The organism is Nocardioides halotolerans DSM 19273 (assembly GCF_000422805.1).
GTDB lineage: Bacteria > Actinomycetota > Actinomycetes > Propionibacteriales > Nocardioidaceae > Nocardioides > Nocardioides halotolerans.
In genome coordinates this window covers 75,552-99,273 of the sequence record NZ_KE383922.1, presented here as the reverse complement: position 1 = coordinate 99,273, position 23,722 = coordinate 75,552, and the positions used below count along the sequence as shown (strand labels likewise).

General features: G+C 71.7%; 23 protein-coding genes. 11 read left to right on the top strand and 12 right to left on the bottom strand.

The genetic code is table 11. From position 1 onward, the window contains the following. The first annotated feature begins 246 nt into the window (after positions 1–246). The 4 genes from G514_RS26230 (at position 247) to G514_RS0111130 (ending at position 4,259) form a co-directional block, all read left to right on the top strand. Complete coding sequence (locus G514_RS26230; protein WP_051247343.1) at positions 247–1,623, top strand: MFS transporter; 1,377 nt, start codon at positions 247–249, stop codon at positions 1,621–1,623. Between the two features lie 82 nt (positions 1,624–1,705). Beyond that, on the top strand, positions 1,706–2,311 hold the full coding sequence (locus G514_RS0111140) for a sulfite oxidase-like oxidoreductase (protein WP_028651812.1): 606 nt from the start codon (positions 1,706–1,708) through the stop codon (positions 2,309–2,311). 2 nt (positions 2,312–2,313) lie between these two features. Beyond that, positions 2,314–3,027, top strand: coding sequence for an FAD-binding oxidoreductase (locus G514_RS0111135; RefSeq protein ID WP_245582173.1), 714 nt, complete (start codon positions 2,314–2,316; stop codon positions 3,025–3,027). A 29-nt stretch (positions 3,028–3,056) separates the two neighbouring features. Beyond that, positions 3,057–4,259, top strand: coding sequence for a cysteine desulfurase-like protein (locus tag G514_RS0111130; protein ID WP_028651810.1), 1,203 nt, complete (start codon positions 3,057–3,059; stop codon positions 4,257–4,259). 45 nt (positions 4,260–4,304) lie between these two features. On the opposite strand, the gene G514_RS0111125 is transcribed toward G514_RS0111130, so the two are convergent. After that, the gene (locus G514_RS0111125; RefSeq protein WP_028651809.1) at positions 4,305–4,493 is read right to left on the bottom strand and encodes a hypothetical protein; all 189 of its coding nucleotides are present in this window, start codon (positions 4,491–4,493) and stop codon (positions 4,305–4,307) included. A 398-nt stretch (positions 4,494–4,891) separates the two neighbouring features. Here G514_RS0111125 and G514_RS0111120 point away from each other — a divergent pair, with 398 nt between their 5' ends. Then, on the top strand, positions 4,892–6,004 hold the full coding sequence (locus G514_RS0111120) for an LLM class flavin-dependent oxidoreductase (RefSeq protein ID WP_028651808.1): 1,113 nt from the start codon (positions 4,892–4,894) through the stop codon (positions 6,002–6,004). Beyond that, positions 6,001–6,594 (top strand): CE1759 family FMN reductase, encoded by a 594-nt coding sequence (locus G514_RS0111115; RefSeq protein ID WP_028651807.1) that lies wholly within the window; start codon positions 6,001–6,003, stop codon positions 6,592–6,594. The genes G514_RS0111120 and G514_RS0111115 overlap by 4 nt, the downstream gene beginning before the upstream one ends. A gap of 15 nt (positions 6,595–6,609) precedes the next feature. Here G514_RS0111115 and G514_RS0111110 read toward each other — a convergent pair whose 3' ends face one another. Then, entirely contained in the window at positions 6,610–7,131 is a 522-nt protein-coding gene (locus tag G514_RS0111110; protein ID WP_028651806.1) for a hemerythrin domain-containing protein, read from the bottom strand. A gap of 103 nt (positions 7,132–7,234) precedes the next feature. Between G514_RS0111110 and G514_RS0111105 the strand changes: the two genes are divergently transcribed. Then, positions 7,235–7,894, top strand: a complete 660-nt coding sequence (locus G514_RS0111105; protein WP_028651805.1) for a cyclase family protein — start codon at positions 7,235–7,237, stop codon at positions 7,892–7,894. Here the strand turns inward: G514_RS0111105 and G514_RS26225 are convergent. Then, the gene (locus tag G514_RS26225) at positions 7,891–8,196 is read right to left on the bottom strand and encodes a MerR family transcriptional regulator (RefSeq protein ID WP_036564585.1); all 306 of its coding nucleotides are present in this window, start codon (positions 8,194–8,196) and stop codon (positions 7,891–7,893) included. The two genes, G514_RS0111105 and G514_RS26225, sit on opposite strands and share 4 nt — an antisense overlap. Before the next feature lie 127 nt (positions 8,197–8,323). On the opposite strand from G514_RS26225, the gene G514_RS0111095 reads away from it, so the two are divergent. Beyond that, positions 8,324–8,773, top strand: a complete 450-nt coding sequence (locus tag G514_RS0111095) for an Hsp20/alpha crystallin family protein (protein WP_028651804.1) — start codon at positions 8,324–8,326, stop codon at positions 8,771–8,773. Between the two features lie 221 nt (positions 8,774–8,994). Here G514_RS0111095 and ppsA read toward each other — a convergent pair whose 3' ends face one another. Genes ppsA through G514_RS26220 form a run of 3 tightly spaced genes read right to left on the bottom strand, consistent with a single transcriptional unit; the run spans position 8,995 to position 13,423 of the window. Beyond that, a complete protein-coding gene (gene ppsA, locus G514_RS0111090) occupies positions 8,995–11,412 on the bottom strand; it encodes a phosphoenolpyruvate synthase (RefSeq protein WP_028651803.1) in 2,418 nt (805 codons plus the stop codon). Further along, complete coding sequence (locus tag G514_RS0111085; RefSeq protein ID WP_036564581.1) at positions 11,409–12,263, bottom strand: pyruvate, water dikinase regulatory protein; 855 nt, start codon at positions 12,261–12,263, stop codon at positions 11,409–11,411. The genes ppsA and G514_RS0111085 overlap by 4 nt, the downstream gene beginning before the upstream one ends. A 53-nt stretch (positions 12,264–12,316) precedes the next feature. Next, complete coding sequence (locus G514_RS26220) at positions 12,317–13,423, bottom strand: threonine aldolase family protein (protein WP_051247341.1); 1,107 nt, start codon at positions 13,421–13,423, stop codon at positions 12,317–12,319. A 79-nt stretch (positions 13,424–13,502) separates the two neighbouring features. Here G514_RS26220 and G514_RS29185 point away from each other — a divergent pair, with 79 nt between their 5' ends. Genes G514_RS29185 through G514_RS0111065 form a run of 3 tightly spaced genes read left to right on the top strand, consistent with a single transcriptional unit; the run spans position 13,503 to position 16,641 of the window. Further along, a complete protein-coding gene (locus G514_RS29185) occupies positions 13,503–14,291 on the top strand; it encodes a nitroreductase family protein (RefSeq protein WP_157544739.1) in 789 nt (262 codons plus the stop codon). A gap of 53 nt (positions 14,292–14,344) precedes the next feature. After that, positions 14,345–15,949, top strand: a complete 1,605-nt coding sequence (locus G514_RS0111070) for a GAF domain-containing sensor histidine kinase (protein ID WP_028651800.1) — start codon at positions 14,345–14,347, stop codon at positions 15,947–15,949. Beyond that, positions 15,946–16,641: a response regulator gene (locus G514_RS0111065; protein ID WP_028651799.1), complete on the top strand. Its 696-nt coding sequence runs from the start codon at positions 15,946–15,948 to the stop codon at positions 16,639–16,641. The genes G514_RS0111070 and G514_RS0111065 overlap by 4 nt, the downstream gene beginning before the upstream one ends. A gap of 28 nt (positions 16,642–16,669) precedes the next feature. Here G514_RS0111065 and G514_RS0111060 read toward each other — a convergent pair whose 3' ends face one another. From G514_RS0111060 to G514_RS0111035, 6 genes are read right to left on the bottom strand one after another with little or no spacing between them, the layout of a single operon-like run. Beyond that, a complete protein-coding gene (locus G514_RS0111060; protein ID WP_211222118.1) occupies positions 16,670–17,464 on the bottom strand; it encodes a prepilin peptidase in 795 nt (264 codons plus the stop codon). Continuing rightward, on the bottom strand, positions 17,461–19,674 hold the full coding sequence (locus G514_RS0111055) for a hypothetical protein (protein WP_028651797.1): 2,214 nt from the start codon (positions 19,672–19,674) through the stop codon (positions 17,461–17,463). The genes G514_RS0111060 and G514_RS0111055 overlap by 4 nt, the downstream gene beginning before the upstream one ends. After that, positions 19,671–20,303, bottom strand: a complete 633-nt coding sequence (locus G514_RS0111050; protein WP_028651796.1) for a PulJ/GspJ family protein — start codon at positions 20,301–20,303, stop codon at positions 19,671–19,673. Before G514_RS0111050 ends, G514_RS0111055 begins: the two co-directional genes overlap by 4 nt. After that, complete coding sequence (locus G514_RS30670; RefSeq protein ID WP_051247339.1) at positions 20,294–20,779, bottom strand: type IV pilus modification PilV family protein; 486 nt, start codon at positions 20,777–20,779, stop codon at positions 20,294–20,296. Before G514_RS30670 ends, G514_RS0111050 begins: the two co-directional genes overlap by 10 nt. Then, on the bottom strand, positions 20,779–21,984 hold the full coding sequence (locus G514_RS0111040; protein WP_028651794.1) for a type II secretion system F family protein: 1,206 nt from the start codon (positions 21,982–21,984) through the stop codon (positions 20,779–20,781). Before G514_RS0111040 ends, G514_RS30670 begins: the two co-directional genes overlap by 1 nt. Position 21,985: 1 nt before the next feature. Beyond that, positions 21,986–23,719: a GspE/PulE family protein gene (locus tag G514_RS0111035; protein ID WP_245582172.1), complete on the bottom strand. Its 1,734-nt coding sequence runs from the start codon at positions 23,717–23,719 to the stop codon at positions 21,986–21,988. Positions 23,720–23,722 lie beyond the last annotated feature (3 nt).

The window sequence follows — 23,722 nt, the reverse complement described above, 5'->3', positions numbered from 1 at the left end:
CGGTCGGGTGCCTACCTTGCGGTGATCTCGACAGGCTCGATCAGCGGCGGGCCGGTCGGGTGCCTATCTTGCGGTGATCTCGACAAGCTCGATCAGCGGGGGGCAGGTCGGGCGCCTTCCTTGCGGTGATCTCGACAGGCTCGGTCAGCGGGGGCCGGTCGAGGGTATTCGGCGGGTGGCGAAAGGGTCTGCGTCCGCGGGAAATTGACGCGACTGCGTCGGTGGTGACTGGGAGACTCGGCGGCGATGTTCGCCACGATCGTGCGCCAGACGCGTCCTCCCTCCCCGCTCGCCGGCCGGCTCGCCACCCAGTCGCTGCTCTTCGCCCTGGGCGAGGGCACGTTCATGACCGGCTCGGCGGTGTTCTTCACCCAGCTCGTCGGGCTGAGCGCCGCTCAGGTGGGCCTCGGGCTTACGATCGCGGGCGTCGCGAGCTTCCTGGCCGCGTGGCCGGCCGGCAGGCTCGTCGACCGGTTCGGGCCGAAGCGGTGCTGGGCGGTCAGCGCGACCGGGCAGGCGGCGCTGTTCACGCTGTGGCCGTTCATCGACAGCTTCGCCGGCTACGTCGCCATGGCGGTGGCGATGGAGGTGGTCGGGTCGCTGGGTGGGGCGGCGCACCAGGCCTACACGATCGACGTGCTCCCGGCCGACGAGCGGGTCACCTCGCGCGCCTACATGTACTCCGCGCTCAACGTCGGCTTCACCCTCGGCTCGCTGCTCGGCGGGATCGCGCTGGCCTTCGACTCCAACACCGTGCTCCACGGGCTGCCGTGGTTCACCTCGCTGGCGTTCCTGGTCAACGGCGTGGCGATCCTGCGGCTGCCCAACGCCTCGCACGACAACCGCACCGCCGAGGACCGCAAGGTCAAGGTGCCGGGGCCGGGGCCGATGCGCAACGTCGGCTGGATGGTCAGCACGTTCTTCGTGGGCGTGCTGTGGACCAACCAGGTGCTGCTCAACATCGTGATCCCGCTGTGGCTGGTGCAGGAGACCGACGCACCGCGGGTGCTCCTGGCCTTCCTGTTCGGCACCAACACGGTGATGTGCATCTTCCTGCCGATGGCCGCGGCCCGCGGCGTCAAGGACGTCACCACCGCGCTCCGGGCGCTGCGGCTCTCCGCGGCGTTCTTCGTGGGCTCGTGCCTGATCACCGCCTACACCCACGACACCGTCGGCTGGGTCACGATCAGCCTCGTCTGGCTGGGCCACGTGACCGTGACGGGCGCCGAGCTCTACCTGTCCGCGGCCAGCTGGTCGTTCGAGGCCGAGCTGATGGACCCCAGGCGGCGCGGCGAGTACTCCGGCGCCGCCGGTCTCAGCGGCACCCTCGGCAAGGTCTGGGCGCCCGCGGTCTACACGTTCCTGGCGATGACCTGGGGCACGGCCGGCTGGCTGGTGATCGCCGGCATCATCGTGGCCGCGACCCTGGGCCTGCACCGCTCGGCCCGCTGGGCGCAGGACTTCCTGCACCGCCACGTGCCCGCGGAGGAGCTGGCCCGCGCCTCCTCCGGCACCCCGCCGGAGCCCGCCACCCCGGTGCCCGCACCGTCGGTGATCGAGGAGCCGCCCCTCCAGCCCACCACCGGCGGCACCGGTCCGACCTCCTCACCCAGCGGCACTTGATCCCTCCCCGCGCACCGATGCGTAACGATGGGGGCCTCCGGCGACACCAAGCCTCGGAGTCCGACCACCCAGGAGGTACGCCATGCCCGTGACCCGAGGCTTCATCGGGCGCCGCCGCAGCCACGAGGGAAGGCTGCCACCGGGCCAGTACGACACCGGCGCCGGCTGGCCGGTGCTCACCGCCGAGGCGACGCCCCGGCTCGACACCGACCGCTGGTCGCTCGCGGTCGACGGGCTGGTCGAGCGACCGACGTCGTGGACGTGGGACGAGATCCACGCGCTCCCCGAGTCGTCGTACCTCGGCGACATCCACTGCGTCACGACCTGGTCGAAGTTCGACGTCGCCTTCCGCGGCGTCAGCGTCGACACGCTGCTGGAGGCGGCCGGGCCGCTGCCCGACGCGGCGTTCGTCATGGCGCACTCGAGCACGGGCTACACCACCAACCTGCCCCTCTCCGACGTCGTCGACGGCAAGGCCTGGGTCGTCTGGGAGTACGGCGGCAAGCCGCTCCCCCGTGAGCACGGCGGCCCGGCGCGGTTCCTGGTGCCGCACCTCTACTTCTGGAAGTCCGCGAAGTGGGTCTCGCGCCTCGAGCTGATGGCGAGCGACCGGCCCGGGTTCTGGGAGCAGAACGGCTACCACGACCGCGGCGACCCGTGGCTCGAGCAGCGCTACCAGGGCGACTGACGGTGGGTGCGATCGACGACGTTCAGGCTGTCGAGACCGCCTGGACGACCGGACGGGTCATCGAGAAGACCCTGCCCACGCCCGACACGGTGCGGCTGCGGATGCACGTCGAGGACCGCCCGCGGCACCGGCCGGGCCAGCACTACCTGATCCGGCTCCGGGCGCCCGACGACTACGTCGCCCAGCGCTCCTACTCCGTCGCCTCCGACGACGACGACCCGCTCGTCGAGCTCCTCGTGGAGCGGCTCCCCGACGGAGAGGTGTCGGAGTTCCTGGCCGACGTCGTCGAGGTCGGCGACGAGCTCGAGATGCGCGGGCCGATCGGACGCTGGTTCACCTGGGACGTGACGACCCCGGCGCTCTGCCTGGTCGGCGGCACCGGCGTGGTCCCCGCCGTGTCGATGCTGCGCACCGCCCGGCGGCTCGGGCGCACCGACCTGCTGCGCGTGGTCGCGGTCGGTCGCGACCCGACGATGCTGCCCTACGCCGACGAGCTCGGCCGCGCCGGCGCCACCCTCGCCTACACCCGGCACGACGACGGCACGCGCCCCGCCGGCGCCCCGACCGTCGCCGAGGTCGCGCCGCTGCTCGCCGGCGTCGAGCGCGCCTACGTCTGCGGCTCGTCCCGCTTCGCGTCGTACGCCGAGGCGCTGCTGCTCGACTGCGGCGTCCCGGCCGGCGCGATCCGCGTCGAGCGGTTCGGGCCGACGGGCTGAGGTCGCACCGCCGTGTCTAGTCTCGGCCCATGAGTGACTACGACGTCGCGAAGGTCCGGGCCCACTTCCCCGCGCTCGAGAGCGGGCTGGCGTTCTTCGACGGGCCGGGCGGGTCGCAGACCCCCGACGCCGTCGCCGAGGCGGTGCGCAGCACCCTGGTCTCACCGATCAGCAACCGCGGCGACCTGACCGTCGCGCAGGACAACGCCGAGCGCGCGGTGGTCGGAGCCCGCGAGGCCCTGGCCGACCTGCTGGGAGCGGCGCCGGAGGGCGTGGTGTTCGGGCGGAGCTTCACCCAGCTCACCTTCGACCTGAGCCGGGCGATGGCGAAGGACTGGGGCTCCGGCGCCGAGGTCGTCGTCTCGAGGCTCGACCACGACGCCAACGTGCGGCCGTGGGTGATCGCCGCGGCCGCTGCGGGTGCGACCGTGCGGTGGGTCGACTTCGACCCGGAGACGGGCGAGCTGTCGACGGACTCGCTGGACGACGCCCTCAGCGACCGGACCCGGCTGGTCGCCGTCACCGGCGCGTCCAACCTGATCGGCACCCGGCCCGACCTCCCGGCCGTCGCGGAGCGGGCCCACGCGGTGGGGGCGTGGGTCTACGTCGACGCCGTGCACCTGACTCCGCACGCCAGCGTGTCGCTGGCGGAGTCGGGCGCGGACTTCGTCGGCTGCTCGACCTACAAGTTCCTCGGCCCGCACGCCGGCGTGGTGGCCGGCAGGGTCGAGCTGCTCGAGCGACTGGACCCGGACAAGCTGGTGCCCGCCACCGACCGGGTGCCGGAGCGGTTCGAGCTCGGCACGCTCCCCTACGAGCTGATGGCCGGCGCCACCGCGGCGGTGGAGTTCCTCGCCGACCTCGCCCCCGGCGCGGCCACCGACCGGCGCGCGCGGCTCGAGGCGTCGATGGCCGCGCTCGAGGCGCACGAGGACCGGCTGCGCGAGCGGGTCGAGGAGGGGCTCCGGGCCCTCGGTGGCGTCACGCTGCACTCCCGCGCGGCGACCCGCACGCCGACCGTGCTCGCGACGTTCGCGCACCACGACGCGGGCGACGTCTCGCGGCGCCTCGCCGCACAGGGGATCAACGCGCCGGCCGGCACCTTCTACGCCCACGAGCCCGCGAGGCGTCTCGAGCTCGGCGCGGGGGGCGGGCTGCGGATCGGGCTGGCGCCGTACACCGACGACAGCGACGTGGAGCGGCTCCTCGAGGCGCTCGCGGGCTGCCTCTGACGTCCTCGTCCGGGCCCGATCTCGGAGAGGTGTCTCGCGAGGGTGTCAGGCGTTGCAGTCCGCGGCCGCGCGGTTGAGGTCCCCGACCAGGTCGTTGTAGCCGGGGTCGTCGACGTCGGTGTCGGCCAGCTGCTCGGTGAGGTCGTCGACGTCGTCGCACGTCGGGTCGGAGCCGCACGCCGCGACGAGTGGCGACGCGACGAGGAGCAGGGCGGCGAGGCCGGCGCGCTTCACGGTCGAGAGCCTAGGACCCCGGCCGGCGCCGAGGGGCAGGTCGGCGCCGAGGGGCAGGTCGGCGCGTCACCGCACGGGGCGGTGACGCGCCTTCCAGATTCCGTGTCGCCACACGACGGGCACGAGCAGATGACTGCTCCTGACCGTCGCGCTCCCTCCCCAGGGGGCTCCACGTCCTCTAGTTCAAAATGTAAGCGGTTGCAGCCCCCGGCAAAAGGACCGCGCGCAGAACCACCCGGACGGACCACCCGGGCATGGCCCGGGCCGCCTCCGCAGGCTGGTGGCCGTCGCCCGGGTGGGACCCGCTGAACCGGCTGGGGGCGGCGCGCGGGCGGGAATGCGCCACCACCCCTGGGCGTTGGGCTGGTTGCATCTTGAACCACTTCTGAGGAGCGGACATGCAGTTCGGGATCTTCACCGTCGGCGACGTCACGGCCGACCCCACCACGGGTCGTACGCCGAGCGAGCACGAGCGCATCAAGGCCACCGTCGCGATCGCGAAGAAGGCCGAGGAGGTCGGTCTCGACGTGTTCGCGGTGGGCGAGCACCACAACCCGCCGTTCATCGCCTCCAACCCCACGGCGACGCTCGCCTACATCGGGGCGCAGACCGAGCGGATCATCCTCTCGACGTCGACCACGCTGATCACCACGACCGATCCCGTGCTCATCGCCGAGGACTACGCGAAGCTCCAGCACCTCGTCGACGGCCGCCTCGACCTGATGATGGGCCGCGGCAACACCGGCCCGGTCTACCCGTGGTTCGGCAAGGACATCCGCGACGGCATCCCGCTGGCGGTCGAGAACTACGCGCTGCTGCACCGGCTCTGGCGCGAGGACGTCGTCAACTGGGAGGGCAGGTTCCGCACCCCGCTGGAGGGCTACACCTCGACGCCGCGACCGCTGGACGGCGTGCCGCCGTTCGTCTGGCACGGCTCGATCCGCTCGCCCGAGATCGCCGAGCAGGCGGCCTACTACGGCGACGGGTTCTTCCACAACCACATCTTCTGGCCGCCCTTGCACAGCGCCCGGATGGTCGCGCTCTACCGCCAGCGGTTCGAGCACTACGGCCACGGCAGCGCCGACCAGGCCATCGTCGGTCTCGGCGGCCAGGTCTTCATGCGCAAGAACAGCCAGGACGCGATCGACGAGTTCCGGCCCTACTTCGACAACGCACCCGTCTACGGCCACGGCCCCTCGCTCGAGGACTTCACCGAGCAGACGCCACTCACGGTCGGGTCGCCGCAGCAGGTGATCGAGCGGACCCTCGGCTTCCGGGAGTACGTCGGCGACTACCAGCGCCAGCTGTTCCTCATGGACCACGCGGGCCTGCCGCTCAAGACCGTCCTCGAGCAGCTCGACCTGCTCGGCGAGGAGGTCGTGCCGGTGCTGCGCAAGGAGTTCGAGGCGCTGCGGCCCGCACACGTGCCGGAGGGGCCGACGCACGCCGCACGTGTCGCCGCGGCGTCGGACCCGGCCCAGCCCTCGACCTCCGAGGAGGTCTCCGCATGACCCGGCTCGTGGTCGTCACCGCGGGGCTGAGCAACCCCTCCTCGACGCGCATCCTCGCCGACCAGCTCGCGGCGGCCGCAGTGTCCTCGCTGGAGGCCGCCGGCCGGGCGGTGGACGTCGAGGTCGTCGAGCTGCGCGACCTCGCGCACGCGATCACCGACAACCTGCTGACCGGGTTCCCGGCGGGGGCGCTGGCCGACGCGGTGGCGTCGGTCGCCGCGGCCGACGCGGTGATCGCGGTGACGCCGGTGTTCAGCGCGTCGTACAGCGGGCTGTTCAAGTCGTTCTTCGACGTCCTCGACGCCGACGCCCTCGATGGCACGCCGGTGCTGATGGCGGGCACCGCGGGCACGCCGCGGCACTCGCTGGTGCTCGAGCACGCGCTGCGACCGCTGTTCTCCTACCTGCACGCCGCTCCCCTGCCCACCGCGGTCTTCGCGGCGTCGGAGGACTTCGGCTCCCGCGGGCTGTCCGACCGCGTCGAGCGCGCGGCCGGCGAGCTGACCGACGCCGTGCTCCGGCGCCGGCAGCTCCACGCGGTCGACCCCTACGAGGACGTCACGCCATTCGAGCAGCTGCTCAACGGCTGACGCCGATCGCCCCCGTCAGGAGACGACGGCGTCGATCGTCTTCTTGAGCGCGCTGGGCTGCGAGGGCCGGCGCGGCGCCTTCTTGCGCTTGGCGATCATCTCGGCACCGATCTCCTGGAGGCTCTTGCGCCCGAGGCCCTCGCGGACCTTCGGGAACCACTCCTTCTCCTCCTCCTCGATGTGGTGCCGGACGTTCTCGATGAGCACCGTCGTCTTGGCGTCGAAGCGCTCGTCGCCGGGCTTCATGGAGGAGAGCTCCATGACCAGCACGTCGGCGACGTGGTGCTCCTCGTAGGACTCGAGCACGTCGTCCTCGAGGTCGGGCAGCAGCTCGCGCACGCGCGGGTACATCACCTCGTTCTCGATGTAGGTGTGCACCGTGAGCAGCTCGATGATCTGGTCGACGAGCTTGCCCTTGGTCTTCTCGGCGCCGTCGCCGGCCTTCTCGAACTGGTCGAACAGCCGACGGATCTCCTTGTGGTCGTCCTTGAGGTGGACGATCGCGTCGGTGGACTTCGTCTTGGTGGTGGTGGCCATGCCGTGGGGGTACCCGCGGCCGCACGCCTTCAACGCGAGCCTTCGACGCGAGCCTGCAACGCGGACCTTCAGCGCGGCCGTTGCCGACTGGCACGATGCGGTGATGCGCCTGATCGACCTCAGCCACACCGTCTCGCACGGCCTGGTGACCTACCCGGGCCTCCCCGCGCCCGTGATCTCCGACCACCTCACGTTCGAGGCGTCGCACGAGGTCTACGCCGAGGGGACGGAGTTCGCGATCGCCCGGATCGAGATGATCGCCAACACCGGCACCTACCTCGACACCCCCGGGCACCGGCTCCGCGGCGGGCACGACCTCAGCGCGCTGCCGCTCGAGAAGTGCGCGCTGCTGCCCGCGCTGGTCGTCGCGGGAGAGGACACCGGCCCCACCGGCCTGGCGGCGTTCGAGGGCCTCGACGTCGCGGGGCACGCGGTGCTCGTGCACACCGGCTGGGACCTGCACTTCGGCACCGAGACGTACGGCGCGCCGGAGCACCCCTACCTCGCCACCGAGGCCGCGGAGTGGCTCGCCGACCAGGGCGCGGCGCTGGTCGGGATCGACTCGGTCAACATCGACGCCACCCCGCCGCGCGGCGAGCGGCCGGTGCACACGCTGCTGCTGGAGCGGGAGATCCCGGTCGTCGAGCACCTGACCGGGCTGTCCGCGCTGCCGCCGACCGGCGCGACGTTCAGCGCCGTGCCGGTCAAGGTGGCGGGCATGGCAACGTTCCCGGTGCGGGCCTTCGCGTCGCTGCCCGACTAGGCCATGTCCTGGGACGCGTCCCAGTTGCCGCGCAGGCGGGCGTTCTCCGCCTTCAGGCGCGCGACCGTGCGCTCGAGGTCGAGCACGCGCGCGATCCCGGCGAGGTTGAGCCCGTCGGCGAGGAGCTCGCCGATCCGGAGCAGGCGCGCGACGTCCGCCTCGCTGTAGAGGCGGGTGCCACCCGCGGTGCGATCGGGGTCGACCAGGCCACGGCGCTCGTAGACGCGGAGGTTCTGGATCTCCATGGACGCCATGCGGGCGGCCACCGAGATCGCGAAGACGGCCTCGTCGCGCGTCGCCATAGGGCCTCCAGGAATCTGACGTGGCAGGGTTGAAATCTTCGTCGTTCTGGAATACATATTACCTGTAACAAGCGTTATAGATCGTGAGCCGCTCGGCGGCCACCCGAAACCATGTCAGGAGGACACCATGTTGCTGCGCACCACCGACCCGTTCCGTGACTTCGACCGGCTGACCCAGCAGCTGCTCGGCACCACGAGCCGCCCGGCGGTGATGCCGATGGACGCCTGGCGCGAGGGCGACCGCTTCGTGATCGAGTTCGACCTGCCCGGCGTCAGCACCGAGACGATCGACCTTGACGTCGAGCGCAACGTGCTGACGGTCCGCGCCGAGCGGGTGGCCCGCAACGGCGACTGGGAGATGCTCGCCACCGAGCGCCCGCGCGGCGCGTTCAGCCGGCAGCTCGTGCTCGGCGACAACCTCGACCTCGACCGCATCGAGGCGTCGTACGACGCCGGCGTGCTGCGGCTGGTCGTGCCGGTCGCCGAGAAGGCCAAGCCGCGCAAGATCCAGATCAGCGGCGTCGGCGACCACGAGACGGTCCAGGGCTCGACCCAGCGCGAGGCGATCGAGGCCTGAGCACCTCCGGGCGACCGCCGGTCACGCACGCGGCGGCGTCCGACCTGTCGGGGCGGGATCCGATCTCTCGGATCCCGCCCCGTCGCTCGTCCTGGCTCGCGTCGGGCCTGGCAGAAGCGGACCGAATCGGCGCGATTGCGCTGGATTGGTCTTGTTTCACGCGTGAAACCAGACCAAACGAGCGCGAATGCGCTGATCTGGTCTCGAGAAGAGGGTGCGGCTCAGCCCTCCGCCGACGTCCCCGCCAGCCGCAGCCAGGTCTCGACCACCGTGTCGGGGTTGAGCGACATCGACTCGATGCCCTGGTCGAGCAGCCACTGGGCCAGGTCGGGGTGGTCGGAGGGGCCCTGGCCGCAGATGCCGACGTACTTGCCGGCCTTCTTGCAGGCCTGGATCGCCAGCTCGAGCATGTGCAGGACCGCCGGGTCGCGCTCGTCGAAGCCGGCCGACACCAGCGCCGAGTCGCGGTCGAGGCCGAGCGTCAGCTGGGTCATGTCGTTGGAGCCGATGGAGAAGCCGTCGAAGTGCTCCAGGAACTGGTCGGCGATCACGGCGTTCGACGGGATCTCGCACATCATCACGACCTTGAGGTCGTTGGTGCCCCGCTCCAGCCCGTGCTCGCCGAGCAGCCGGATCACGCCGCTCGCCTCGTCGAGGGTGCGCACGAAGGGGATCATCACCCACACGTTCGTCAGGCCCATGTCGTCGCGCACGTGGCGCAGCGCCTCGCACTCCATCGCGAAGCAGTCGGCGAACTCCTCCGACAGGTAGCGCGACGCCCCGCGGTAGCCGAGCATCGGGTTCTCCTCGTCGGGCTCGTAGGCCGGGCCGGCGAGGAGGTTGGCGTACTCGTTGGACTTGAAGTCCGACATCCGCACGATGACGGGGTACGGCGCGAACGCCGCCGCCAGCATCGAGACGCCCTCGGCGACGCGCTGCACGAAGAACTCGCGCGGCCCGGCGTACGCCGCGATCTTCTCCTCGATCTCCGCGCGCACCCCGTCGTCGAGCGAGGACGGGTCGCGCTCGAGGTCGAGCAACGCCTTGGGGTGGATGCCGATCTGGCGGTTGATCACGAACTCGAGCCGGGCCAGCCCGATGCCGCGGTGCGGGAGCTTGGCGAACGCGAAGGCCTGCTCGGGGGTGCCGACGTTCATCATGATCTTGACCGGGAGCTCGGGCATCTCGTCGAGCTCGGTGCGCTCGACGGTGAAGTCGAGCAGACCGTCGTAGACGAGCCCGGTGTCGCCCTCCGCGCACGAGACCGTCACCTCGCGGCCGTCGGTGAGCTCGCGGGTCGCCGAGCGCGTGCCGACCACGGCGGGGATGCCGAGCTCGCGGGCGATGATCGCAGCGTGGCAGGTGCGGCCACCGCGGTTGGTGACGATCGCGGCGGCGCGCTTCATGATCGGCTCCCAGTCGGGGTCGGTCATGTCGGCGACCAGCACCTCGCCCTCGACGAACTCGTGCATCTGCTCGACCGAGGTCAGCACCCGCGCGGCCCCGGCGCCGATCTTCTGCCCGATCGCCCGACCCTCCGCCAGCACCTCGGCGCCCGCGGCCGCGTCCTTCGGCATCGAGAACCGCTCGAGCGCACCGCCCCGCGACTGCACGGTCTCGGGCCGCGCCTGGAGCACGTAGAGCACCCCGTCGATGCCGTCCTTGCCCCACTCGATGTCCATCGGGCGGCCGTAGTGCTCCTCGATCACCAGCGCGTGCCGGGCCAGCTCCTCCACCTCGTCGTCGCTGAGGCTGAGCCGGCGCCGATCGGCGGGGTCGACGTCGACGAAGACCGTGGTGCGGCCCACCGTCGCGTCGTCGGTGTAGACCATCTTGGTCGCCTTGTCGCCGACGCCCCGCTTGAGCACGGCCGGCCGGCCCTCGCGCAGCGCCGGCTTGTAGACGTAGAACTCGTCGGGGTTGACCGCGCCCTGCACGACGCCCTCCCCCAGGCCGTAGGCCGAGGTGATGAAGACGGCGTCCTGGAAGCCCGACTCGGTGTCCATCGTGAACATCACGCCGGATGCGCCGACGTCGGAGCGCACCATCCGCTGCACGCCCGCCGAGAGCCCGACGTCGCCGTGCGCGAAGCCGTGGTGGACGCGGTAGGCGATCGCGCGGTCGTTGTAGAGCGAGGCGTAGACCTCGCGGATCGCCTGCAGGATCGCGTCGATCCCGCGCACGTTGAGGAAGGTCTCCTGCTGGCCGGCGAACGACGCGTCCGGCAGGTCCTCCGCCGTGGCGCTGGAGCGTACGGCGAACGACACCTCCTGCCCGCTCTCCTCCACGAGGCGGTCGTAGGCCTCGCGGATGTCGGCCTCGAGGTCGGCCGGGAACTCCTGCTCCACGACCGCGGACCGGATCTCGCGGCCGACCTCGGCGAGGCGGCGCACGTCGTCGGTGTCGAGCCCGTCGAGCAGCCCGCTGATCCGCTCGGCCAGGCCGCCCCTCCCGTCGACATCAGTGCCGATGAACCGGTGGTAGGCGTCGGAGGTGGTCGCGAAGCCGTCCGGCACCCGCACCCCGAGGTCGGCGAGCTGGGAGACCATCTCGCCCAGCGACGCGTTCTTGCCCCCGACCTGCTCGAGGTCCGCCATCCCGAGGTCGGAGAACCACCGCACGTTGACGCTCTCGCTCATCGGCCCGCTTTCTTGATCTTGTTGACGATCTGGACGATCAGGGTGGCCATCTCCTCGACCGACCTGCTGGAGGAGTCGATGACCGGGACGTGGTGCGCGGCGTACAGCTCGCCGGCGCGCCGCAGCTCCCAGCGGCACTGCTCGGCGGAGGCGTAGCGCGAGTCGGGGCGACGCTCGTTGCGGACGCGGCTGAGCCGCTCGACAGTGGTCGTGATGCCGACGCAGCGGCCGATGTGCTCGGTGAGCAGCCCGGGCAGCTCGGACGCCTCGAGGTCCTCGTCGACGAGCGGGTAGTTGGCGACGAACAGCCCGTGCTGGAGCGCGAGGTACATGCTCGTCGGCGTCTTGCCGCACCGCGACGGCGCCGTGAGGATGACGTCGGCCTTCTCGAGTCCGCGCACGCTCTGGCCGTCGTCGTGCTCGATCGTGAACTCCACCGCCGCCATCCGGGTGTTGTAGCTGCGGATGTCGCCGACGCCGTGCAGCCTGGCCGCCTCGTGGAGGCCGCGGGTCCCGAGGATCGCCTCCACCCGGCTCATGTGCATGTGGAAGAAGTCGAGCACCGGCGCGCGGGTCTTCGCGAGCTCGCTGCGCACGGTGTCGTCGGCGGCCGTGGTGAAGACCAGCGGCGTCACCGGCCCGTCCATGGCCTCGTCGAGGACCGCCACCACCCGCTGCGCCTCCTCGACCGTCGTGATGAAGGGGAACAGCGTGCGCTCGAACCGGGTGTCGGGGAACTGGATCAGCAGCGCGTTGCCCATCGTCTCGGCGCTGATGCCGGTGCTGTCGGAGAGGAAGAAGACAGGCACCACGGGCGCGTCGTCGTGCGCCGTCGCCGCCGGGTCCGCCATCCGCACCTCCTCCGGGCCGACACTATCCGCCGCGTGACCGGTGCCCATTCGGGTCACCGGTCGGCAGGCGCGACCAGGTCGGCGTACCAACCGGCGACCACGGCCGGGTCCTTGTCCAGGGCCGCGCCGTGGATGGTCACCTCGGTCATCGCGACGCCCGGCGCCTGAGCCGGGCGCCAGCCGCCGCACGGCATCACCCGCTCGCTCTCCATGAACGCCGCGACCCGCTCGGTGATCGCGTCGGGGTCGCCGTCCGCGAAGACGAGGAAGGTGTTGGTGTGGGGCGGGTCCGGCTGCACCCTGAGGCCCCGGGCGACCAGCTCGGCCGCGAGGGACCTCGCCCACGCCACGGACTCGCCGAGACGCGGCAGCTCCTCGCGCAGCCCGACCAGCGCGGAGAGGGCGTACGGCGTCATCCCGAACAGCGTCCCGCCCATCCGCTGGCGCCAGGCGCGCAGCTCGGTGGCGACGTCCTCGTCGCAGCCGACGGCCGCGCCCGCCACGGCCCGGAGCCCCTTGTAGAACGAGACGTAGACGCTGTCGAACAGGGCGCTGATGTCGGCGAGGTCGTGCCCGAGGAACGACTGCGACTCCCAGAGCCGCGCCCCGTCGACGTGCAACGGCACCCCGAGGTCGCGCGCGGCTGCGGAGAACGCCGTGAGCTCCTCCCACGTCGGCAGCAGGCACCCCGCCTCGCGCAGCGGCAGCTCGAGCTGCACGGCGCCGAGCCGGTCGTGACCGGCGATCGCACGGAGGTCGTCGGCGGTGGCCGTGTCCCAGCCGCGGGTGAGCGTCTCGAACCGGAAGCCCTGGAGCAGCCGTGGGCCGTCGGTCTCGTGACGCAGCTGGTGCGCGAGGTCCGGGACCGCCACCCGCTGCGACCCGCGCCGCTCGCACCAGACCCGAAGCGCGGCCATCTGCGCCATGCCGCCACTCACGAAGAACACCGCCGCCGGCTTCCCGAGCAGCTCTGCGACCTCCCCCTCGAGGCGGGCGACGGCCCCGCCGGCGCCGTACCGGTCCCACTCCTCGATGCCCAGGTCGTCGGCCGCCTGCGCCAGCAGGGCCATCGTCTCGGCGGGTCCGCGCCGGGCGTGCCAGACCACCGTGTCGTCGCACGCCTTGGCCGCGGCCCCGAACCGTTCCTCGAGCTCGCTCACGCCACCACGCTAGGCCGTACACCCGGACCGTGCCGTTCGGCCCTGTTCTCCGATCCGGCCCTCGGGCACCGTGGGAGCCGTGCACGTGGACCGGCGGCCGAGGGAGGACAGCTCCGTCGCGGCCAGCCGGGCACCCGTGCGTCGCGCCGCCGTGGCGGCGACGCTCGCCTACTCCACGCGCGACAGCGAGCCGTGGCGGATCGTGCTGCGGCCGGACGCGTGCGAGCTCCACGCGGACCCCGGTCGGTGGCTGGCCGCGCGCGACCCCTTCGGGCGCTCGCTGACCCTGAGCATCGGCGCCGCGCTCCTCAACGCTCGCGCCTCGCTCGCCGCCGACGGGATCACCCACGACGTCGTGCGGATCCCCGAGCCGGCGAACCCGTACCACCTGGCGACCCTCACCGTCGGCGCTCCGACGGGGCCCGGCGGACCCGCGACGGACGCGCGGCTGGCCGACTGGGGCCGACGGGGTCTCGCGCGGCACCGGCTCGACCCGGACCGGGTGCGGCCGATCGGCGACGACGAGCTCGAGCTGCTCGACCGTGCGGTGGCGACGACGGGCGCGAGCCTGCACCCGGTCGCCGCCGACGTCGTCGTGGTCTGCACGAAGGCCGACGGAGCGGTGCACTGGCTCACCGCCGGCGAGGCGGTGCAGATGTTGGTGCTCGAGGCGGCGACCCACGGGCTCGCGGTGGCGGAGGTGATCGACGACCGCGCCCTGTCGATGCCCCGGGGCCGGCTCGTGCAGCAGCTGCGCGGCGCGGGTCATCCCCAGGTCGTGCTCCGTCTCGGCGCGGGCACCGCGGGAGTCCGCGGCCGGCGCCGATCCCTCGCCGACGTCCTCGTGGCCCGTCCCCAGGATTGGTGATTCCCGGGACCCGGACGCCTCGTCCGGCGGGGGTCGAGACCTAGGTTCCCCTCGTGACCGGTCACGGGGAGCCGTCACTGCGGTTCGCCGACGGCCCGAAGACCGCGCTGGACGAGATGATCGACCAGCTGGTGGTGGGCGCCGACCGGGTTCGCAGGACGCAAGGACGACTACGAGAGCTGCTGCGCGCGTGTGCCCGCGTCTCCAGCGGGCTCGAGGTCGACACGGTGCTCCGCGACCTGGCGGCCGCCGCGGCCGAGCTGACCGGCGCCGCCACGGCCGCGGTCGTCGTGCACGGCACCGACGCGGTCCCGAGCCGGACCGTCGGCGCCGGCCTGTCCGACTGCGACCTCGACCTGGTGCTCGTGGGCTCGTCCGGACCGGACGGCGCGCTGCACCGCTCCCTCACGCTCGACGGGTCGCCGTACGGCGAGCTGCGGCTGTCCGACAGCGACCGCGGGGGGTTCTCGACCGAGGACCGTGAGTTCGTGGAGGCCCTGGTCTCCACCGCGGAGACCGCGATCAGCCACGCACGGCTCTACGACGCGTCCTGCCGGCAGGAGCGCTGGTTGCGAGCGAGCGCGCAGATCACGCAGCAGATCCTGTCCGCCGGCGGAGAGGACCCTCTGTCGGTCGTGGCCCAGGTGGCGGCCGAGGTGGCCGACGCCGACCTCGTCACGCTCTCGCTGCTCACCGACGACGGGGGCGAGCTCGTCGTGGAGGCGGGCTCCGGTGCTCACGCCGAGGACTTCGTCGGCGAGCGCTTCCCGATCGGGGGCAGCCTGTCCGAGGCGGCCCTGGCCCGCGGCACCGCACTGCAGGTGCCGGACTACCGGACCGCGCTCGGTCACGGCCGGTACGGCGACTCCGTCATCGACAGCGGTCCGGTGATGCTCGTGCCGCTCGTCGGCAGCTCGCGGACGTGGGGGATCCTGACCGTCATCCGCACCCGCGGACGCGAGGCGTTCTCGGCGGAGGACCTGACGACGGCCTCGGACTTCGCCAACCAGGCGACGATCTCGCTCGAGCTCGCCGAGGCGCGCGACGCCCAACAGCTCATCCGGGTCGCCGAGGACCGCGAACGCATCGCGATGGACCTGCACGACCACGTGATCCAGGAGCTGTTCGCCATCGGCATCGGCCTCACCAACACCGCCGAGTCGGCCGGCGTCCCCGACGTCGTGCGCCGGGGCGTGCACCGTCGCGTCGGCGAGCTCGACCGGACGATCCGCCGCATCCGCACCAGCATCTTCGCCCTGCGCGGGACCCTCGACCGCAGCAGGGACGAGCTGCGCGCGGCGTCGCTCGACGTCGCGTCCGAGCTCACACCGGTGCTCGGGTTCTCGCCGGACGTGCAGTTCTCGGGCGCTCCGGGCGCCGTCGCGGACGACCTCGTCGAGGACCTGACCGCGGTCGTGCGCGAGGCGCTGACCAACGTCGCCCGGCACGCGCACGCCGACAGCGCGTCGGTGGAGCTGGTGGCCACGACCGACCGGCTCAGGGTGGTCGTCACGGACGACGGTGTCGGGATCGACCACTGCCAGCGGCGCAGCGGCACCACGAACCTCCTCACCCGCGCCGAGCGCCGGGGCGGCACGTGCAGCGTGGTGCCGGGCGCCGTACGCGGGACCGTGCTGACCTGGGAGGTGGCGATGTGAACCCCGACGACACCGAGCAGGTCGTGCGGGTCTTCCTGGTGGACGACCACGCCGTGGTGCTCGACGGCCTGAGCGAGCTGCTGGGCTCGGTCCCGGGGTTCGAGGTGGTCGGGACGGCCACCTCGGCCAGCCAGGCGCTCGCCCGCATCCCCGCGGCCGCGCCCACCGTGGCGGTCCTCGACGTCCAGCTCGGAGACGCGAACGGCGTCGACGTCTGCCGCGAGGTGCGGTCCGTCATGCCGCAGACCTACTGCCTGATGCTCACGTCGCACGACGACCACGACGCGGTCGTGGCCTCCGTGCTCGCGGGCGCCTCCGGCTACGTGCTCAAGGAGGTGCAGACCTCGGGGCTCGTCGACGCGATCCGGCAGGTGGCGATGGGCCGCTCGCTGCTCGACCCCGCGGTGATCGCCCGGGTCATGGAGCGGGTCCGCCAGACCTCCGCGCCCAGCACCGCTCTCGGCGAGCTCACCCCGCGCGAGCGCGAGGTGCTCGACCTGGTCACCGACGGCCTGACGAACCGGCAGATCGGCGAGCGGATGTTCCTGTCCGAGCGGACCGTGAAGAACTACGTCTCCAGCATCCTGGGCAAGCTGGGCATCGAGCGGCGGGCGCAGGCGGCCGTGCTGCGGGCCGAGAGCCGGCGCCACGAGCTCGAGGCCGGTGCCTTGCGGGTGGGTCAGCGCCGCTGACCGCGGAGACCGGGTCGCGTCGGCGCCGCTACCTCGCGAGCAGCGCCAGGTAGGAGTCGCCGAGGTGACCCGCGCCCAGCAGGGCGGCCCACGCCCCGAGGAGCATGAACGGACCGAACGGGACCGCGCTGCGCCGACCGGCCCGGCGGGCGGCGATCAGCAGGAGGCCGGCGACGGCACCCAGGAGGAAGCCGAGGAACGCACCGCTCAGGAGCGTGCCCCAGGAGAGGTAGGCCGTCATGCCGCCGATCACCCCGGCCAGCTTCACGTCGCCCCAGCCCATCGCGCCCACGGCGACCAGCGCGATCACTAGGTAGATGGCGAACAGCAGGGCCGCGCCGAGTGCCGCCCGCAGCAGGGCTGAGGCGTCGCCGGGCAGCGCCAGCAGCACGCCGAGGACCGGGTAGGCCGGCAGCACGATGGAGTTGGGCAGCCTGCGCACGTCGAGGTCGATGAGCGCCAGGGCCCCCGCGATGCCCGCGAACGCAAGGTAGGCCGGCAGCTGGCGCGGCTCGTCGCCGAAGCGCAGCGCGGCGAGCACGAACAGCACCGCGACCCCGGCCTCCACCAGCGGGTAGCGGACGCTGATGGCCGAGCCGCAGTCGTAGCACCGGCCGCGGAGCACCAGCCACCCGACGACAGGCAGGTTGTGGCGCGAGCGGATCGCGGTGCCGCAGTCGGGGCAGGCCGACGGCGGGTTGACCACCGACAGACCCCTCGGCACGCGGTGCGCGACGACGTTGAGGAACGACCCGACGGCCGACCCGAGGACGCCGACGAGGATCGCCATCGCGACGACCACCGGCAGCTCGGCCTCGATCATCTCGAGTGACTCCAGCTCAGGACGGAGATCTTGCGGGCGTTGCTCGGGGTCCCGCCCTCGTCGAAGATCTTCACCCTGGCCGTGAGCGCGAGCTCGCCGGTTCCGGGCGTGCAGCCGCTCGCCAGGCCGGCGCACAGGAAGATCTCGAGCTGGACGATGGTCGTCTCGAACCCGAAGCCCGGTGAGTTGTCGGGTAGCTCGATGACCGCACCGGGATAGTCGAACGAGCCCGTCTCGAAGACGACCAGCGAGCGGGCGATGACCCCGAACCGGAAGACCGACTCGTCGATGTTGTTGAGCGAGAGGTCGATCTTCGACAACGGGGTGTAGGTCGTGCCCTGGATGTAGAGCGTCGTGGAGTTGCCCGACGCCTGGACGACGGGTGCGCCACCGGGCGTCGCGACCGTGTTGCCCGCGATCGCGCTCGTCGTCTGGCCGCGCAGGGTCGGGACGTAGTAGGTGAGCTCGAGCCGGACCGCGTCGAGCTGCGAGACCTGGGTCTTGTTGAGGTCGGCCTTGAACGCCACCGACGCGCCCGTGAACCCCTGGTCGTGCACGGCCTTCTGGAAGGCTGCCCACCCGGTGCGCAGCGACAGGTCGACGTCCTCGGTCCCGAGACTGCTCCGCGTCGGCAGCGTGTACTCGGCCATCGCCGGCCCGAGGTCCGGGCTGAAGGTGATCTTGTTCTGCGCGCCGGTCGACCGGTGGGTGACCTTGAGCCGAGCGCCGGTCAGCACGGTCCCGACGGGGAGCGCGGCCGCCGGGGCGAAGCCCGTCATCGTGACGGTCCGTGTCGCGTTGCCGGTGCCGCTGCCCGTGAAGCCGTTCGTCCAGGCGGCCAGGTTGGCGTTCGTGGCCTGGTTGCCGTCGGCGGTCTGCAGGTTCGCGATCGTGGCGCCGGTGAAGGTGCCGGTCCCGCTCGGCCCGGTGCCAGTGGGGGTGACGGTGGGCGCGACGTCGGTGGTCAGCGCGTCGGCGGGCGCGATGACGGTCTGGGTCGCGGTGCCGGTCTTCTGGCCGTAGATCGCGATCGGCGGCCGGTTCGGATGGTAGGAGCCGCAGATCTCCACCGCGGTGGCCTGGCCGCTGGCGGCGATGCTCATCCGGCTGTCGCCGCCGAAGATGAGCTGGACGCCGTGGGCGTTGACGTCCTCGATGGGGCTGATGCACCGTCCGGGCACCGTGGTGTCGCTGGTGTCGCGGGTGCCGGCGACCAACGTCTTGCGCGACCCGATCGTCCACACGTCGCCGCTGCCCGAGGCGATGTCGGCGTCGTAGAGCGGGTCCGCGGCGTTGTTGTGGAAGTCGAAGTAGTAGGTGCCGGGGTCCATGAAGATCGTGCAGGTGGTGTTGGTGCCGGTGAGCGCGTTGAGCTTGGTGGCGTCGTCGTAGTAGCCCGGTGTCAGCGTCACCGTTCCGCCGTTCGGGCAGCTGGTGGGCGGCGTCTGGAGCGCGGGGATGCCGATGCCGGCGATGTCGAGGTCGCTCTGGTAGTCGGGGTCGGCCACGGTGCTCGCGCTGCAGTTCACGACGGGAGCGTTCATCGCCGCCACCGGAGAGCAGCCGGTGTGGGCACGGATGTACTGCGTGGACTCGAGCGTCCCGTTGTTGTTGCGGACGATGTTGCTGTTCGACCAGACGCCACCGCGGACGCGGAACGCACCGCCGGACCCGTTGGTCTTGAAGGTGAACCCGTTCTCGGCTCCCGAGGTGCCCAGGGTGAGGATCGCGTTGCCGGGCTTGTTGCCGTTGCTGATCGGTACGGCGGATCCTTGCGCTCCGGTGGCGTCCTCCGGCGTGCACCGCACCGCGGCGGACATCACGCTCTGGGTGTCGCTTCCCTGCTTCGGGATCAGTCCGTCGAGCGTGAGGGTGTTCTTCGCCACCGAGGTCGCCCCTGAGCCGTCGAAGCCGAAGCAGCCGGTGCCGATCTCGTTGACGTAGTACCAGGGGTCCGGCTCCCCGAGGCCGACGTTGTAGCCGGTCCGCAGGTCGTTGATGGCGACCTGCGCCGAGGCGTCGGCGGCGTACGACGCACGGGCGACGTCGCGCAGCGCGACGGTCGCCCGCAGGCTCCCGTCGCCCCTCGTGAGGACGAAGCCGGTCACCAGGGCGACCACGGTGATGATGATGATCGCGATGATGAGCAGCGCGCCCCTGTCGTCCGTGCGGCGGACCTGAAGGATGCGCCCGCGCAGTCGGCCAGTCATGTCTGCCTCCGTTCGCCCGAGAGGGTCGCGGTGAGCGCCGCGCCGCCGTGGCCGTCGGGGTCGAGGACCGACACGTTGAGCGACACGGCGCTCGGCACGGTCGCGCTGGTGCAGCTGATGTCGCAGGTGACGGTCGGGAGTGCGTTGAGGCTGTGCATCACCTCGAGCTCGGAGTCCTTCGTCGCGCCGGTGCACCGCGTCCGGACCAGGTTGTAGCCCCCGGTGTCGGGCTCGGCGACATAGGACACCGTGACGGTGGTCGGCGGGGCCGTCGAGTCGGTCGAGGTGTAGGTGCTCCAGGCGAGAGTCACGATCGGCGTGCCGGCCGGGAGGCTGCACGCCGGCGCGACGTCCACCGACTGCTGGAGCGGGAAGCTCTTGCTGCCGGCGTCGTAGCTGCGAACGCCGATGCTGGCGACGTCGCGCTGCCAGTACGCCGCGACGAACTGCACGTCGTGGGACTCGGTGAGCCGCGCCTGGGTGTCGGTCGTCGTCTTCAGGTAGCTGATGACGACCCCGGTCAGGCCCACGGCGACGATCCCGATGATCGCAACGGTGATGATCAGCTCAGGCAGGGTGAATCCCTCGTCACGGCTCGCGAGCGCCCGCCAGCGTCGAATCAGTCGCACGACGACCCCGATCCACAGGAGCGGCGCACCACCACGGTGAGCGTCTCGACGGCACGCCCGTCGGCACTGCTCACGGTGAGGCGGAGCCGCTGCACGCCCTGGTCCCGCGTCGGGCAGGTGCCGCTCGTCGCGACGGACCCGTCGCCGCTCAGTGGCTGGGCGGCGGCCTGCTGGGCGGTGTGCCCGGCCGGGACCGGGTAGCCCACGACTGCGGGGCTGTAGGCGTTGGCCCCGGCGCACCTCACGTAGTTGGCCGTGACGTCGAGGTGCTGCTCGATCGCCTCGGCGTAGCCCCGGACCAGGGCGCCGTCCGAGGTCTGCTTGCGGTGGATGTCGGACGCCATCACGCTGAGCTGCAGCCCGCCGAGGATCGCCACCGCGGCGATGCCGAGGATCACCACCGCCACCAGCGTCTCGACCAGCGTCGCCCCGTCGTCGGAGCGGCCGGCGGAGCGCAGGCGGGCGAGCCGACGCATCAGACGTCCACCTGGTTGAAGATGTCGTACATCGCGGAGACCAGGGCGACGGCCACGAAGCCGACGATGCCGCCCATCACGACGATCACCAGCGGCTCGAAGATCGACGTGAGCTTCTTGATCTTGTAGTCGAGCTCGACCTCGTAGTACTCCGCCGTCACCTGGAGCTGGTCGTCCAGCGACCCCGTCTCCTCGCCGACCCGCAGCATCTGGGTGGCGGTGCCCGGGAAGAGCCTCGTCCGGGCCAGCGGACCCGAGATGCCCTCGCCCTCGAGCATCGCGTCGGAGACGGTGCCCAACTGCTTGATGAACACCCTGTTGCGCAGCGCCTCGGTGGTCACCGAGAGGGCCTCGGTGAGGTTGACGCCGGCGCCGACCATGGAGGCCAGGACGCGGCAGAACCGCTCGACCAGGGCGTAGCGGATCGTTTCCCCGAGCACCGGGATCCTGAGGAGGAACGCGTCGCGCGCGTACTTGCCGAACTCGAACCGGGTGACCAGGAAGCCGAGCAGCAGCACGGCGCCGAGCCCTGCGGCCAGCGCCCACCAGTAGCTGCCGATGAAGTCGGTGAACCCGAGCAGCATCCGGGTCGGCAACGGCAGCGTCGCGTCGAGGTCCTCGAAGAACAGCTCGAACTTCGGCAGCACCCAGACCGCGAGGATCACCACGGTCACCACGGACATGATCGCGACGGCGGTCGGGTAGATCAGCGCCGACTTGATCTTGCGCCGCGCCTCGAGGTCGCGCTCGATGTAGATGGCGAGGCGGGCGAGCACGGTGTCGAGCTCGCCGGTGAGCTCGGCGGAGCGGACCATGCCTCGGTAGAACCCGGGGAACACCTTGGGATACCGCTCGAGACAGTCGGAGAACCGCTCGCCCGAGCGGAGCCCGTCCTCGATCTCGTTCATCATCCGCCGCACCGAGGAGCTCTCGCTCTCGGCGCCGATGGTGTGCACCGCCTCGAGGATCGGCAGACCGGCCCGGAGGAAGGCCGCGATCTGGCGCGACAGGTGCATCACGTCGGCCTTCTTGATGCGCGGCCCGCTGATCTCGTACTGCAGGATGCTCTTCCTCTCCTTGACCCGCAGGTCGCGGAGCTCCTTGCCGTAGAGCGTGATCTCGGCGTCGCCGCGGCTGGTCGCCCGGGTCTTGCCCTTGACCTGCTGCCCGTCCGGCGTGACGGCGACGTAGGCGAACTTCGGCATCTCAGACCCCTGCCACGTAGATGGAGCGCATGACCTCGGCGGCGGTGGTGGTGCCCGCCAGCACGAGCTGGACGGCCTGCTCCTGCAGGGTCCGCATCCCCTGGTGCTGCGCCACCTTGCGCATCTGGTCCTGAGGGGCGCGGTCGACGATCAGCTCGCGCACCTCGTTGGTGACCGTGAGGAGCTCGTAGACGCCGATCCGCTCGAGGAAGCCGGTCTGCGCACAGAGCTGGCAGCCCACGCCGTGCACGAAGCCGCCCTCGGGCTCGGTGCCACCGAAGCTGCGCAGGAACCCCAGCTCCTCCGGGGTCGGCTGATAGGCCTCGAGGCAGCTGGTGCAGCTGCGCCGGACCAGCCGCTGGGCGACGACGGCGGTGATCGACGAGGCGATCAGGAAGGACTCGATGCCCATGTCGAGCAGGCGGTAGAGCGCCGAGACCGCCTCGGTCGCGTGCAGCGAGGAGAGCACGAAGTGGCCGGTGAGCGCCGACTGCACGGCGATGCGGGCCGTGTCCACGTCCCGGATCTCGCCGACCAGGATGATGTCCGGGTCCTGGCGGAGGATCGACTTCAGGCCGCCGGCGAAGGTGATGCCGGCCTGCTCGTTGATCTGGATCTGGTTGATCGAGTCGAAGGTGTACTCGACCGGGTCCTCGATCGTCATGATGTTGCGCTCGGGGCTGTCGAGCTCGCCGAGGGAGGCGTAGAGCGTGGTGGTCTTACCTCCGCCGGTCGGGCCGGCGCAGATCACCATGCCGTACGGCGAGTGGATGAGGCTGGAGTAGCGGTCGGCCACATCGGGTGCCATGCCGAGCTGCTCGAGCCTGAAGAGCGGGCGGCTCTTGTCGAGCAGCCGCATCACCACCTTCTCGCCACCGACCACCGCGGTCGTCGCGACCCGGATGTCGACCTCCCGGCCCTCGACGTCCATGCTGATCTGGCCGTCCTGCGGCCGGCGCCGCTCGACGATGTTCATGCCGCCGAGGATCTTCACCCGGCTCACGACCGCGGGGCCGATGGAACCCGGGAGGTCCAGCACGTCGGTCAGCGCACCGTCGATCCGGTAGCGGACCCGGACCCGTTCGCCCGACGGCTCGATGTGGATGTCGGAGGCCCGGTCGCGCAGCCCCTGGGTGATGATCATCTGCACGACGCGGACGACGGGGGCGTCCTCGCTGCCGGCGCCATCGAGCTGGGCGGCCTCGCGCCGGAGCTGGTCGCGGGCCTCGTAGACCTGCACGTGGCTGCCGACGTCGCGAGTGGCGGGATAAGCCGAGTCGAGCGCCCGCTCGAGGTTGCGCTGGGTCGCGACGGCCGCGACGACGGGCCGGCCGACGACGCCGCGGATCGCCTCGATGCGCTGCGGGGACGGGTCGACGACGGCGACCCTGACGCCGTCGTCGTCCGTCGTCAGCGGCAGGGCACCGAGCGTGCGTGCCTGCTCCGGCGTCAGCAGGGCGAGCGCCTCGGGCTCCGGCCGGACGGCGCGGAAGTCGAGCAGCTCGCACCCGTAGTGGTCGGCGAGGGTGCGGGCCAGCGACTCCTCCGTCACCACGCCGGCGGCGACCAGCTGCTCGGCGAGGTTCCCGGAGTCCTGAGCGGCCCGGGCGGCGTCGAGCTGGTAGGGCTCCACGACCCGGGCCGCGACCAGGACGCCGGCCAGCCGCTCGTCGTCCTCGTCGCCCGGCGCGACGACCTGCACGGACTCGGCGCGGCGCCGTCCACGCATCTTCATCTG

What these genes read in the sequence shown, in the direction of transcription:
- G514_RS26230 (WP_051247343.1), top strand. Translation starts at nt 247, where the DNA reads ATGTTCGCCACGATCGTGCGCCAGACGCGTCCTCCCTCCCCGCTCGCC.
- G514_RS0111140 (WP_028651812.1), top strand. Translation starts at nt 1,706, where the DNA reads ATGCCCGTGACCCGAGGCTTCATCGGGCGCCGCCGCAGCCACGAGGGA.
- G514_RS0111130 (WP_028651810.1), top strand. Translation starts at nt 3,057, where the DNA reads ATGAGTGACTACGACGTCGCGAAGGTCCGGGCCCACTTCCCCGCGCTC.
- G514_RS0111120 (WP_028651808.1), top strand. Translation starts at nt 4,892, where the DNA reads ATGCAGTTCGGGATCTTCACCGTCGGCGACGTCACGGCCGACCCCACC.
- G514_RS0111115 (WP_028651807.1), top strand. Translation starts at nt 6,001, where the DNA reads ATGACCCGGCTCGTGGTCGTCACCGCGGGGCTGAGCAACCCCTCCTCG.
- G514_RS0111110 (WP_028651806.1), bottom strand. Translation starts at nt 7,131, where the DNA reads ATGGCCACCACCACCAAGACGAAGTCCACCGACGCGATCGTCCACCTC.
- G514_RS0111105 (WP_028651805.1), top strand. Translation starts at nt 7,235, where the DNA reads ATGCGCCTGATCGACCTCAGCCACACCGTCTCGCACGGCCTGGTGACC.
- G514_RS26225 (WP_036564585.1), bottom strand. Translation starts at nt 8,196, where the DNA reads ATGGCGACGCGCGACGAGGCCGTCTTCGCGATCTCGGTGGCCGCCCGC.
- G514_RS0111095 (WP_028651804.1), top strand. Translation starts at nt 8,324, where the DNA reads ATGTTGCTGCGCACCACCGACCCGTTCCGTGACTTCGACCGGCTGACC.
- ppsA (WP_028651803.1), bottom strand. Translation starts at nt 11,412, where the DNA reads ATGAGCGAGAGCGTCAACGTGCGGTGGTTCTCCGACCTCGGGATGGCG.
- G514_RS0111085 (WP_036564581.1), bottom strand. Translation starts at nt 12,263, where the DNA reads ATGGCGGACCCGGCGGCGACGGCGCACGACGACGCGCCCGTGGTGCCT.
- G514_RS0111060 (WP_211222118.1), bottom strand. Translation starts at nt 17,464, where the DNA reads ATGATCGAGGCCGAGCTGCCGGTGGTCGTCGCGATGGCGATCCTCGTC.
- G514_RS0111055 (WP_028651797.1), bottom strand. Translation starts at nt 19,674, where the DNA reads ATGACTGGCCGACTGCGCGGGCGCATCCTTCAGGTCCGCCGCACGGAC.
- G514_RS30670 (WP_051247339.1), bottom strand. Translation starts at nt 20,779, where the DNA reads ATGCGTCGGCTCGCCCGCCTGCGCTCCGCCGGCCGCTCCGACGACGGG.
- G514_RS0111040 (WP_028651794.1), bottom strand. Translation starts at nt 21,984, where the DNA reads ATGCCGAAGTTCGCCTACGTCGCCGTCACGCCGGACGGGCAGCAGGTC.
- G514_RS0111035 (WP_245582172.1), bottom strand. Translation starts at nt 23,719, where the DNA reads ATGAAGATGCGTGGACGGCGCCGCGCCGAGTCCGTGCAGGTCGTCGCG.